Raw genomic sequence first — 12080 nt, 5'->3', positions numbered from 1 at the left:
TATTTCTAGCTAGACCTTTTTTCGTAACCAAATCAGATAAGCACCCAAGACAAAGAATAAAATAGTGAGGCAAATAACGGTTTCAGCCAATACCAGATAATCCAGAAATGGAAGTTTCAAAATTCCCTGAGCCATCTTGAGCGAAGTAGCTGTGATAATGGTTGGAAAGGTGAGGGCTGAGAAGGCTGGTTGAAAGCCTTGTTTTAAAATATTGGGCAGGCGAGTCAACACAAAGAAAAAGAAGGACTGAGATGCCAAAATCATGACAATCAAGAGCCAAGTCGGTAAACTTGCTCCTCCAACTCGAACCAGAGAAGCCAAGAGTAGGGAAAAGGGAGCACAGTATATTCCTTCCTGTCCAAGCAAGGCTACTGGGAGTGGATCTTTCTTTAAATCACTATAAATAAGAGGATAGAGATAGAAGGTCAAGACAAAACCAAAACTCAAGGTCGCATAGGCAATTTCAATGATACCGACAAGAGGATAGGTCAAGGCTGCTACTGCTATCCCCACATAGAGTACCGTCCAGCTAGGAGTCGCATTGACCCTCCGACCTGGACAGGCAAATTTGATGGTAAAAGTAGCAATCAAAGCCAAATCCAAGAGAAATGAAAACCACCAGATCCCTTGTGCTACTATAGGAAGAGCAGGGAATACGCGAAAGACATAGGTCGATAAAATCATCCCAGCCATGGGAAAAGTGGCCATCCCAGATAAAAGAGGGGGCTTGGTCAATTCTTTCCTGGTTTCTTCCCAATTAAAAAGATGAAGAATCAGAAAGAAAATCCACAAAACTAAACCAATCAGACTCAATAAATGCGACAGAACTGGCCAAGTATCTGCAATCAGGTTTCCTGCACCTGCTAAACCTAATAAACAGCCAGAGAATACTAAGGGGAGCTTTTTCATCCGAGCCTCCAATAATCATGTTATTATTAGTATAGCATAAAAGCGCTTAAAATAGCATAGAAAAATGAAGACTGGATTGCTCAGTCTTCATTTTTTCTTTCTGATTCGAACTAGGCATAAGGTTGTAATTCTGGGTTAATAGGCGTATTGGCTAGGTTGTTGGCATAATTGCAAAGGCTGGCTAGGCTGACGCCCAGAACCACATCCAAGGCATTTTGCTGGGTATAGCCGACTTCTAAAAATTCACTAAGCGCTTCATCGCCTACACGACCCTTGGTATTGATGACTGCCAAGATAAACTTGGCCAGAGTATCTAGCTTAGGATCTGACTCGATTGGAGTGCGATTGCGAAGAGCTTGGAGAAGATCATCATTCATCTGGATTTGTTTGATCGAAAAGGCGGTGTGACCTGCGACACAGAAGGCACATCCATTGGTTACGGCTGCTGTGATTTGTACTACTTCGCGTTCCACTGGTGTCAGGCTATTGCGACGGTTGATAGCTCCGACAGTTCGGTAGGCTTCAAGCGCGGTTGGGGCATTGGCCAAGAGACCGATTAGGTTGGGAATATAGCCATTGTTATCTTTTTGTACTGTTTCAAGAACTTCTTTCACTTCTGCTGGTGCTGATTCTACTGTGTGGATGGTAAATGTTGTCATAAGAAACCTCTTTTCATTTTATTGTCATTTAGTCTATCATAGAATTTCACCCTTGGATAATATATATTTTCAATCGCCTTGATAGAAAATGTCTATGAAATGAAAAAAATCACACTAAAAGTGTGATTGGGTTAGTGTTTAAAATACTTTCTGGTTTCGGAAATAACGACTGGCGACAAGACCAAGAGAGCAATCAAGTTTGGTAAAGCCATCAAGGCATTGACGATGTCTGCGATAATCCAGACCATATCCAACTCAATAAATACTCCCAACAAGACCATGACTACAAAGACTACACGATAGAGCCAGATAAAACGAACACCGAAGAGAAACTCAAAACAGCGCTCTCCGTAATAGTTCCATCCGAGAATCGTCGTAAAGGCAAAGAGTACAAGGAAGATGGTCAAGAGGGCAGGTCCAAAGTGTGAAAAAACTGTTGAAAAGGCTGACTGGGTCAAGGCAACTCCATTCAAATCACCACTCCAAACCCCAGTTACCAAGATTGTTAAACCAGTCAATGTACAGATAATAAGGGTATCAATAAAGGTTCCTGTCATGGAAATCAAGCCTTGCTCGACAGGCTCATTTGTCTTAGCTGCAGCCGCTGCAATGGGAGCAGAACCAAGACCAGATTCATTAGAAAAGACTCCCCGCGCCACACCATTTTGGATAGCCATCCGAATGCTGGCACCTGCAAAACCGCCTACCGCAGCAGCTGGACTAAAGGCTGAAGTAAAAATCAGGGCAAGTGTGGCTGGGATTTTTTCGATATTAAAGAGAATAACTGTAAGAGTCCCTAAAATATAGACAATAGCCATAAAAGGAACAACTGCTGTCGAAACTTTTGATATGGATTTGAGTCCACCAAAGACGGCAATACCCACCAAAATGGATAAAATCAGAGCCGTGATAGCTGGATCAATTTGGGCTGTATTTTGGATAGATTCTGTAATTGAATTGACCTGGGTAAAGGTACCAATCCCCAGAAGGGCAACCAATACACCCGCTAGGGCAAAGAAGATAGCAAGTGGACGCCACTTTTCTCCCATCCCCAAAAGGATGTAATGCATGGGGCCTCCAGCTACAGCTCCATTTGCATCCTTTGTGCGGTATTTGATGGCAAGTAAGCCTTCGGCATACTTGGTCGCCATCCCAAAAAAGGCTGCCATCCACATCCAAAAGAGGGCCCCTGGTCCTCCAACCTTAATGGCTGTTGCGACCCCGATGATATTTCCCGTACCAACGGTGGCGGCTAGAGCCGTACAGAGAGCAGAAAAGCTCGACACATCGCCATGCCCCTTATCCTTGGTAAAGATCAACTGAAAGGCTTTAGGAAGACGAGCCACCTGCAAAAGGCCTAGTCGGATGGTCAAATAGATACCCGTTCCGACCAACAAGATCAAGAGGGGAGGCCCCCAAACGAAAGCATCAAGCGCTTTTAGCAATTCTAACATATCCTTCTCCTATCTTTCAACCCCAAAAGAAAGAGCACATGCAAGATACATGTACTCTGGAATGCTTAGATAAATGCCAAAAAGCGGTCTATCCTAGCTCTGTCCTTTTACCTGAGAGTTTGAGCAGTTACCTGCCTTGCCCCTTCGGTGCCTTTACGGTCTCTCCAGAGTTCCGTCCATTTACAGTCATGGAAAACAAACCTTTCTCCACTTCTATTAAACTTCATTCGGTGTTGGTATTTTATTTTTTATTATTCTACAAGAAAAGTTAGCCTTTGTCAATATTTTCTATGAAAATTTTTGACCTTTCATTTCTTTTTTCAGAAAGGTTGACTCCTTCTTCTCTCTATCCTTTAAAGGTCACAATGGTTGCGCCACTACCGCCAGCATTCTGTGGAGCATAGCCGAAACTCTTGACATGCTTGTTTCTTTGCAGGTATTTGGTGACGCCCTCACGGATGACTCCCGTACCGATACCATGGATAATGTCGACTTGCGCCATGTTATTGAGCAGGGCTTGGTCGATAAAGGCGTCCAGCTCATTCATGGCCTCTTCGTACCGTTTGCCTCGGAGATCCAGTCTGGCTTGCGGACCACGACCAGAAGCACGTTTGACGACATTGACTTGTTTTTTCTTGACTGGGGCTTCTTGTTGGGCTTGAACAAGGTCAAATTCTTTCTCTTCCAAGGTCATCTTGATCAAGCCAACTTGGGCTTCCCAGCGACCATCCTTAAGCTGATTGGTCAGGGTTCCACGTTGACCATAACTGAGAACAATGATATCATCCCCAACCTTTGGAGCTCGTTTTTTCTTGGCCTTTTGAAGGACCTTGTTTTTAGACAAGTCGACTTTTTCAGGAGCCAGTTTTTTCAGTTCAGCCTTGGCTTCAATGATTTCGTGGGGTTTGAGTTGAGACTTGCTGTGAAGATTCTTGAGAATCTGGTCACTCTCATTTAGAGCGAGTTCCACAATCTCGGCAGCTTGTTCACGCGCCTTGTTGAGCTCAGTTTCCTTTTCACGATTGAGCTCGTTATAGAGTTTTTTGAGTGCTCGGTTCATCTTGAGGTTTTCTTGCTCCACCTCACGAATATTGTCCAAGCGTTTGCGACTTTCAAGCGTTTGCTCTTCCAATTGTTCAATGATACGGTTGACATCATTATCTTGATTAACCTGCTGGCTGGCATCTCCTACGATGACATCTGACAAGCCCAGGCGTTTGGCAATTTCAAAGGCATTGCTTCGACCAGGAACTCCCTGCATAAAGCGATAGGTCGGACGCAGGCTGGCTGTGTCAAACTCCATGCTGGCATTTTGCACAAAGGCAGTCTCGATACCATAAGCCTTGAGTTCTGGATAGTGGGTCGTAGCCATAGTCTTAACCTGACGCAGACGAAGATCCTCCAGAATAGCCATAGCAAGTGCTGCTCCTTCCTGCGGATCGGTCCCAGCCCCGAGCTCATCTAGCAATAAGAGCGAGTTCTGATTGACCTTGCCAAGAATATCTACGATATTGGTCATATGGCTGGAGAAGGTAGACAAACTCTGCTCAATAGACTGCTCATCCCCAATATCCGCGAAGATTTCCTCGAAAACACCGACACGACTTCCCTTATCAGCTAAGATGGGCAAGCCTGACTGGGCCATGAGTTGAGTCAAGCCCAGGGTTTTGAGCATGATGGTCTTCCCACCAGTATTGGGACCTGTAATGACAATGGCCGTTAATTCCTTACCAAAGTGTACATCATTTGCAACAGCATTTTTGACCAAAGGATGGCGAACATGAAGGAGTTGAATCTCTTGATTCTCTGAAAGTTGAGGAACGACTGCTTGTCTTTCTTGAATGAAACGCACCTTGGCACGAATCAAGTCTAAATGGCCGATGATCCAAGCGTCATTAGCAATCTCTGCAGCATGAGGGCGGACCCGTTCTGAGAGCTCCTGCAGGATGCGAATCATCTCATAGCGTTCATCAGCTCGCAGACTAGCGATTTCTTCGCTCAGCTTGACCACCTCCCGTGGCTCGATATAGACCGTATTACCACTAGCAGAGATGTCATGGACAACACCTGCAATCTTATTGCGATAGGTGTTCTTGACTGGTAAGACTTGACGGCCATTTCTGCTAGCAATTATGCCTTCCGTCAACATCTGCGCTTTTTGCTTGAGCAAGTCTTGCAAGACATCTCGAACTTGACTCTCGCTATCATGGATTTTCCGACGGATGCGTGCTAGCTCTTCACTGGCGAAATTTTCGATAAATCCTGCATCATTTAGGGCTTGAAGACTCCCTTGCAAGTGTGGAAAATCATGTAGTTTTTCAAACCATCTCGCCAACTGCTCCAAGCGTACGTTTTCGAGATTGGTATAAAAGCCTTGCAACTCTCTGCTAGCCAGCAAGACCCGTTTGAGGAGCAGGAACTCCTCAATATTGAGGTCCGCTCCCATCTCCAGACGCTTGCAGACAGCTGAAATCTCACGTGTCGCTAGGATGGTAAAGTGGGGTTGCTCCACAAATAGGGCTTGCATTTCCTCCATCTCTGTAAAGGCTTGTTTGATCTTATCCACCTTGGCAGTTGGGGCCAAGCCTTTTAGCTCCTCTAGTCCTTGTTCTGTCAGGAGATGAGGTTCAAACAAGGCCTTGATTTTATTAAATTCTAAGGTTTCTAGTATTTTTGTATTCATATTCTTTCCTTGTATGCTGGTTTACAAGATTATAGCAACTAGAGGTTTTGACTTAGTCGTCCAATCTGTAAACAAAGGGCTAGGAAAAATCCCGCCCTTTTTATCCGATTAAATTTGTCACCCAGAGTTGTTTGATAAGGTTTGTCGTAAAAGGGACACTTTGGATGATGTGTTTGGCTACTGTACTTTTTTCGAGTGAATTTTGAATGACTGCCAGAGGCACTGTTGCAAGGATGGTCAAAGCCATTTGCAAGACAAATAAGGTTACCAATAGAGACAAAAGGCCTGATCCGATACGCAACCATTTGACATCAAGCTTTTTAGTTGGAATCAAGTGCAGGAACAAACCGATAAAACGTCCGATAGTGTAGCAAATCCCAAAAACTAAAAGGTAGGCTAGGCCCGCATAAAAGACCTTGTCTAGGTGAAACAGCTGGTCTGAAGGGAAGAAAAAGGTGCCCTGTCCTTCCTGAGGATTGGCATAAGGGACAAGCAAGTGAAAGTGGTCACCCAGTGATTTATAAAACTGTCCCGCAACAAAGGCTGAAATCACTGCCACGAGGAAATAATAAACTTGCAGGACCAAACCTCTACGGTAGCCGATGTAAAAGCCCCAAGCCAGAACCAATAAGAGTAGGATTGAAATCATAGGGAATCCTCAATCTTGCTCTGTTCTTGTTTGACAGCAATTAACTTGTGGCGGAGTTCTAACAACTCTTGCTCCTTGTCATCAAATTCAATTTCACGATTGAGCTGTGTAGAAAGACAGTTGACCGCCAAAAGAAGCGCAATGGTCTCATCATCCGCCCCAGGCATTTGTTCTTTAATTGCTTGGTATTTTTCAGTCGCAACCTTGGCAATTTCCTCCATAAAGAGGTTGTCATGCTCGGTTGTCAAGGTTAATGTCTTTTTCCCGAATGTAAACTTATATCGATTTAGATTTGCCATAAAATTCACCTCACGATATTATACCAAATTTCGCTAACTTTGTCAGTTTTTACCAATTCTCCTGCTTTTGTGGTACAATAGAGACTATGGCAAGTATCACACTCACACCAAGTGAACAGGAAATTCAGAGCTTTTTAAGTCAGTATCAGAAGGCTCTCAGTCCTAGTAAAAATCCTTATATTCGCTATTTTTTGAGACTGCCTCAGGCAACGGTTTCCATCTATACTTCTGGAAAAGTTCTCCTGCAGGGCGAAGCTGCTGAGCAATACGCTAGTTTCTTTGGTTATCAAGTTCAACAAGAAAACAGTGGACAAGATTTCCCTATAATTGGGACTGATGAGGTGGGAAATGGTTCCTACTTTGGCGGACTAGCTGTCGTGGCTTCCTTCGTGACACCTGACCAGCATGACTTCCTACGAAAACTCGGCGTGGGAGATTCCAAGACTCTGACCGACCAAAAGATTCGTCAGATTGCCCCTATCCTCAAGGAAAAGATTCCACATCAAGCGCTCCTTCTTTCACCGAGCAAGTACAACGAAGTCATCGGAGAGCGTTACAATGCTGTTTCTGTAAAGGTTGCTCTTCACAACCAAGCTATCTTTCTCCTTCTAAAAAAAGGAGTCCAGCCAGAGAAAATCGTGATTGATGCTTTTACAAGCCCAAAAAACTATGACAAGTACTTGGCGCAAGAAGCCAACCGTTTTCCAAACAAGATCACTTTGGAAGAAAAAGCTGAGGGAAAATACCTGGCTGTTGCAGTTAGCTCCATCATTGCGCGGGATCTCTTCCTCGAAAACTTGGAAAATCTTGGACGAGAACTAGGCTATCAACTGCCAAGTGGCGCTGGAACTGCATCTGATAAGGTTGCCAGTAAAATCCTTCAAGCCTATGGAATGAAAGGACTTCATTTCTGCGCCAAACTTCACTTTAAAAACACTGAAAAAGCCAAAGCACTTCTAGAAAGGTAAATTATGAATTCGTTTAAAACATTTCTAAAAGAATGGGGAGTTTTCTTCCTGATTATCGCACTGGTAGGTCTTAGTCGTATCTTTCTTTGGAGCAATGTCCGTGTAGAAGGACACTCTATGGACCCTACCCTAGCCGACGGAGAAGTTCTCTTCGTTGTTAAACACCTCCCAATTGACCGCTTCGACATCGTGGTTGCGCATGAGGAAGACGGAAATAAAGACATTGTCAAAAGGGTTATCGGCATGCCTGGAGATACCATCCGCTACGAAAATGACAAACTCTTTATCAACGATAAAGAAACGGATGAACCCTACCTAGCTGAATACCTCAACTTGTTCAAAACAGAAAAGTTGCAAAATACCTATACTGGCAAAGGATTTGAAGGCAATAAGGGAGTTTACTTTAGAGAACTTGCTCAAAAAGCACAAGCCTTTACGGTCGATGTCAATTCCAATACCAGCTTCAGCTTTACTGTCCCTCAAGGCGAGTACCTTCTCCTTGGTGATGATCGTCTAGTCTCTAGCGACAGCCGCCATGTTGGTACCTTCAAGGCCAGCGAAATCAAAGGCGAAGCAAAATTCCGTTTCTGGCCACTTAACCGTATCGGAACTTTTTAAGATAAGGAAGAGGCCGAGAATGCTAAGTCTCAGTCTCTTTTTCTATTGCGAGAAGAAGACCTTTTAGTCTCCTAGCTTGTTGAAAGAAGCTAAGGGTACGACTCTCACGAACTCATGTAAAGGAAACCTATGGAAGTTTATTTTTCAGGCACCATTGAATGGATTATTTTTGAAAATCCCAGTAATTTTTATCGTATTCTCCTCCTAGATATCGAAGATACCAATGCGGAGGACTTTGACGATTTTGAAATCATCGTCACCGGAACCATGGCAGACGTGATTGAGGGTGAAGACTACACTTTTTGGGGGCAAATCGTTCAGCACTCCAAGTATGGTGAACAGCTACAGATCAGTCGTTATGAGCGGGCAAAACCCACTAGCAAGGGCCTTATCAAGTACTTTTCTAGCAGTCATTTCAAGGGAATTGGTCTCAAAACTGCTCAGAAAATCGTCGATAGCTATGGTGAAAATACCATTGACGAAATTCTGGAACATCCTGAAAAGCTAGAAGGCATCTCAGGACTCTCTGCCAAAAATCGCGAGGCTTTCCTCTCTACCCTCCGTCTCAACTACGGGACAGAGATGGTCTTAGCTAAACTAGCTAACTACGGCATTCCCAATAAACTGGCCTTTCAGATTCAAGACTTTTACAAGGAAGAAACGCTGGATATTGTCGAAAACTATCCCTACCAACTGGTTGAGGATATCAAGGGCTTGGGTTTTACCATTGCTGACCAATTGGCTGCCGAACTAGGCATCGAAAGTCAAGCTCCTGAACGCTTCCGTGCTGGCCTTGTCCACAGTCTTTTTCAGGGATGTATGGATACAGGCGATACCTATATGGAAGCCCGAGATTTGCTGGAACAAACCCTGACTCTCCTAGAGTCTTCCCGTCCCGTGGAACTCGATCCCAGCCAAGTTGCTCAGGAATTATCTCATTTGATTGAAGAAGACAAGGTTCAGCAGATTGATACCAAAATCTTTGATAACAGCCTCTTTTTCGCTGAGGAAGGCATTCGCAGTCACTTGGTTCGTATCCTTGAAAAAGAAAAGCAGAAAAGTCAGGATCTAGAAACCATTCACAAGCATATCGCTAGTGTTGAGGAAGAACTGGGTATCCAATACGATAGCATCCAAAAACAGGCCATCTGCGACGCTGTCCAGAACAAGGTCTTTATCCTAACAGGTGGACCTGGTACTGGTAAGACGACTGTTATCAATGGAATTATCGCTGTTTATGCACTTTTAGAAGGACTTGACCTCAGGAAGAAAAGCAACCTGCCGATTCTTCTCGCTGCTCCAACTGGTCGAGCGGCTCGGCGCATGAATGAATTAACAGGTTTGCCTAGCGCGACCATACACCGCCATTTGGGGATGACGGGAGACGATGATACCAGTCATCTAGAAGATTATCTGGATGCCGACTTCATCATCGTGGATGAGTTTTCTATGGTGGACACTTGGCTAGCTAACCAACTCTTCTCCAACATCTCTTCTAACAGTAAAATTCTCATCGTAGGAGATAGCGACCAGCTACCGTCTGTTAGTCCCGGACAAGTCCTAGCTGACCTGCTCCAGATACCCCTGATTCCGCAGACGCGCTTGGAACGGATTTACCGTCAGAGTGAAGAATCAACTATCGTCACCTTGGCTAGTCAGATTCGACAAGGCATCTTGCCAGCTGACTTTACTCAGAAAAAAGCTGACCGCTCCTACTTTGAAATCGCTAGTGGCCATATCCCAGCTACGATTGAGAAAATTCTTGGTGCTGCCCTCAGAAGTGGCATTCCGGCTCGAGATATTCAGGTGCTAGCGCCTATGTATCGAGGAACTGCTGGTATTGACGCCATCAACCAACTCATGCAAGACCTGCTCAATCCTCAGCAAAAGGGGCAAGTTAGCTTTGAAGCAACTCAGTGTCACTATCGAACAGGGGACAAGGTCATTCACCTAGTCAACGATGCCGAAGTCAATGTCTTTAACGGAGACCTAGGCTACATCACAGACCTGATTCCTGGAAAATACACCGAGTCCAAACAAGACGAGATTGTCATTGATTTTGATGGCAATGAGGTCATCTACCCACGTAACGAATGGTACAAGATTCGACTAGCCTATGCCATGAGTATCCATAAGTCTCAGGGAAGTGAGTTTCCCGTTGTCATCCTGCCCATCACCAGTGCTAGCAAGCGCATGCTAGAGCGAAATCTCATCTACACAGCTATCACACGGGCCAAGAGCAAGCTCATCCTTCTTGGCGAGTTACAGGCCTTTGACTATGCAATCAAACATATTGGAACTGCTCGCAAGACCTATCTGATTGAGCGTTTCAGTGATTTAATTGAAACTAATATTGAAGAAAGCAAACAAGCCTTCTCTGAAACTGCCACAGCAAGTGACTCTGAACAATCCTACATCCTCACCGAGGAAAACTGGTCTAGCATCCCAGCTATGATTGGAATTACAGACGCAGACCTCAAAGAGATTTTTGGAAAATAGACAAGCAGAAAGCCCACCTAGTCAGGTGGGCTTTTTCTCTTTTAAGATTATTTTACTGTTGCAGTGCTTGTGATCAATTCAACAGCTTTTTTGATAGTGATATCGTGTTTCAACATGTCAGCTGAAAGCAAGTTTTGAACTTGGGCCACTTCCATGTTGTAATCTGCAGCCAATTGCTCGATTTCTTTTTGGATTTCTTCTTCTGAAGCGTCAAATCCTTCAGCTTTGGCAACTGCTTCGATAACAAGGTTAGTCTTCGTACGTGACTCAGCTTCTGCTTCGTATTGTTTGTGAAGGTCTTCTTGAGTAGTTCCAGTGATTTGGAAGTACATGTCAGGGTTGATCCCTTGGCGTTGCAAGTTTCCAAGGAATTCATTTACTGAACGGTGAACTTCTTCGTGGATCATTTCTTCTGGAAGTTCTACGATTTCAGCGTTTTCTACAGCTTTATCAATTGCTGCACCTTCAACGGCATCTTTGTATGCTTCTTCTTTCGCAGCAGTCAATTCTTTGCGGTATTTTTCTTTCAATTCGTCAAGAGTTTCCACTTCTTCGTCGATATCTTTTGCAAGTTCATCGTCAAGATCTGGAACTTCTTTTGCTTTTACTTCGTGAATAGTTGTTACGAATTTAGCTTCTTTACCTGCAAGGTCTTCTGCTTGGTAGTCTTCTGGGAATGTTACAACAACATCAACAGTTTCACCAGCTGAGTGTCCTACCAATTGGTCTTCAAAACCAGGGATGAATTGACCTGATCCAAGTCCAAGTGAGAAGTTTTCACCTTTTCCACCGTCAAATTCAACACCGTCGATAGAACCAACGAAGTCGATGACAACAGTGTCGCCATTTTCAGCAGCGCCTTCTTTGATAACCAATTCAGCCAAGTTGTTGCGTTCGCGTTCGATACGTTCTTCAACGTCAGCGTCAGTTACTTCTTTTTCTACATCAACTGATACTTCAAGGTTTTTGTAGTCACCCAATTTTACTTCAGGTTTTGTCACGACTTCAGCAGTGATAACCCAGTCTTGACCTTTTTCCATTGAAGTTACGTCAATTTTTGGTTGCGCAACGACTTCAAGACCAGCTTCTTTTACTGCAGCTTCATAAGCGTTTGGCAAAAGTGCGTTCATTGCATCTTGATAAAGAGCTTCTTCACCAAATTTTTGGTCGAAGATAGGGCGTGGAAGGTGACCTTTACGGAAACCAGGAACGTTAAGAGTTTTCTTTACTGAGTTAAATACACGGTCCAATTCTGGTTTGATTTGGTCTTGAGAGATTGTGAAAGTCAAGACACCACGGTTTGTTTCTTTGTTTTCAAATGATACAGACATTCTGTCATTTC

Annotated in this window: 10 protein-coding genes and 1 riboswitch; of the genes, 3 read left to right on the top strand and 7 right to left on the bottom strand. The window is 44.1% G+C overall.

Going from position 1 to position 12080, the window contains the following annotated elements; translation table 11 throughout:
* Positions 1-9: 9 nt before the first annotated feature.
* From B7721_RS04160 to zapA, 6 genes are all read right to left on the bottom strand, one after another.
* The gene (locus tag B7721_RS04160) at positions 10-909 is read right to left on the bottom strand and encodes a TDT family transporter (protein WP_084877674.1); all 900 of its coding nucleotides are present in this window, start codon (positions 907-909) and stop codon (positions 10-12) included.
* A gap of 110 nt (positions 910-1019) precedes the next feature.
* Positions 1020-1568 (bottom strand): carboxymuconolactone decarboxylase family protein, encoded by a 549-nt coding sequence (locus B7721_RS04155; RefSeq protein ID WP_084877672.1) that lies wholly within the window; start codon positions 1566-1568, stop codon positions 1020-1022.
* Positions 1569-1699: 131 nt separating this feature from the next.
* The gene (locus B7721_RS04150; protein WP_084877671.1) at positions 1700-3022 is read right to left on the bottom strand and encodes an alanine/glycine:cation symporter family protein; all 1323 of its coding nucleotides are present in this window, start codon (positions 3020-3022) and stop codon (positions 1700-1702) included.
* An 89-nt stretch (positions 3023-3111) separates the two neighbouring features.
* Positions 3112-3200, bottom strand: a riboswitch (glycine riboswitch).
* Positions 3201-3368: 168 nt separating this feature from the next.
* Positions 3369-5705 carry an endonuclease MutS2 gene (locus tag B7721_RS04145; protein ID WP_084877669.1) on the bottom strand — a complete coding sequence of 779 codons (2337 nt, stop codon included), beginning with the start codon at positions 5703-5705 and terminating at the stop codon, positions 3369-3371.
* Positions 5706-5805: 100 nt separating this feature from the next.
* A complete protein-coding gene (locus B7721_RS04140) occupies positions 5806-6354 on the bottom strand; it encodes a CvpA family protein (RefSeq protein ID WP_045617638.1) in 549 nt (182 codons plus the stop codon).
* Positions 6351-6653 (bottom strand): cell division protein ZapA, encoded by a 303-nt coding sequence (gene zapA, locus B7721_RS04135; protein WP_000002028.1) that lies wholly within the window; start codon positions 6651-6653, stop codon positions 6351-6353. The genes B7721_RS04140 and zapA overlap by 4 nt, the downstream gene beginning before the upstream one ends.
* A gap of 86 nt (positions 6654-6739) precedes the next feature.
* On the opposite strand from zapA, the gene rnhC reads away from it, so the two are divergent.
* The 3 genes from rnhC to recD2 all read left to right on the top strand — a co-directional run bounded on the left by rnhC (position 6740) and on the right by recD2 (position 10738).
* Positions 6740-7621: a ribonuclease HIII gene (rnhC, locus tag B7721_RS04130; protein ID WP_084877667.1), complete on the top strand. Its 882-nt coding sequence runs from the start codon at positions 6740-6742 to the stop codon at positions 7619-7621.
* 3 nt (positions 7622-7624) lie between these two features.
* Positions 7625-8239 carry a signal peptidase I gene (lepB, locus tag B7721_RS04125; protein ID WP_049519411.1) on the top strand — a complete coding sequence of 205 codons (615 nt, stop codon included), beginning with the start codon at positions 7625-7627 and terminating at the stop codon, positions 8237-8239.
* A 129-nt stretch (positions 8240-8368) separates the two neighbouring features.
* On the top strand, positions 8369-10738 hold the full coding sequence (recD2, locus tag B7721_RS04120; protein WP_084877666.1) for an SF1B family DNA helicase RecD2: 2370 nt from the start codon (positions 8369-8371) through the stop codon (positions 10736-10738).
* A gap of 47 nt (positions 10739-10785) precedes the next feature.
* Here the strand turns inward: recD2 and tig are convergent, their stop codons facing one another.
* A complete protein-coding gene (tig, locus tag B7721_RS04115; protein WP_084877664.1) occupies positions 10786-12069 on the bottom strand; it encodes a trigger factor in 1284 nt (427 codons plus the stop codon).
* Positions 12070-12080 lie beyond the last annotated feature (11 nt).

The organism is Streptococcus oralis subsp. oralis (genome assembly GCF_002096445.1).
Classification (GTDB): domain Bacteria; phylum Bacillota; class Bacilli; order Lactobacillales; family Streptococcaceae; genus Streptococcus; species Streptococcus oralis_N.
This window is presented reverse-complemented; position numbering and strand designations above follow the sequence as displayed.

Coding starts and splice junctions, on each gene's coding strand:
- B7721_RS04160 (WP_084877674.1), bottom strand. CDS start 909: ATGAAAAAGCTCCCCTTAGTATTCTCTGGCTGTTTATTAGGTTTAGCA.
- B7721_RS04155 (WP_084877672.1), bottom strand. CDS start 1,568: ATGACAACATTTACCATCCACACAGTAGAATCAGCACCAGCAGAAGTG.
- B7721_RS04150 (WP_084877671.1), bottom strand. CDS start 3,022: ATGTTAGAATTGCTAAAAGCGCTTGATGCTTTCGTTTGGGGGCCTCCC.
- B7721_RS04145 (WP_084877669.1), bottom strand. CDS start 5,705: ATGAATACAAAAATACTAGAAACCTTAGAATTTAATAAAATCAAGGCC.
- B7721_RS04140 (WP_045617638.1), bottom strand. CDS start 6,354: ATGATTTCAATCCTACTCTTATTGGTTCTGGCTTGGGGCTTTTACATC.
- zapA (WP_000002028.1), bottom strand. CDS start 6,653: ATGGCAAATCTAAATCGATATAAGTTTACATTCGGGAAAAAGACATTA.
- rnhC (WP_084877667.1), top strand. CDS start 6,740: ATGGCAAGTATCACACTCACACCAAGTGAACAGGAAATTCAGAGCTTT.
- lepB (WP_049519411.1), top strand. CDS start 7,625: ATGAATTCGTTTAAAACATTTCTAAAAGAATGGGGAGTTTTCTTCCTG.
- recD2 (WP_084877666.1), top strand. CDS start 8,369: ATGGAAGTTTATTTTTCAGGCACCATTGAATGGATTATTTTTGAAAAT.
- tig (WP_084877664.1), bottom strand. CDS start 12,069: ATGTCTGTATCATTTGAAAACAAAGAAACAAACCGTGGTGTCTTGACT.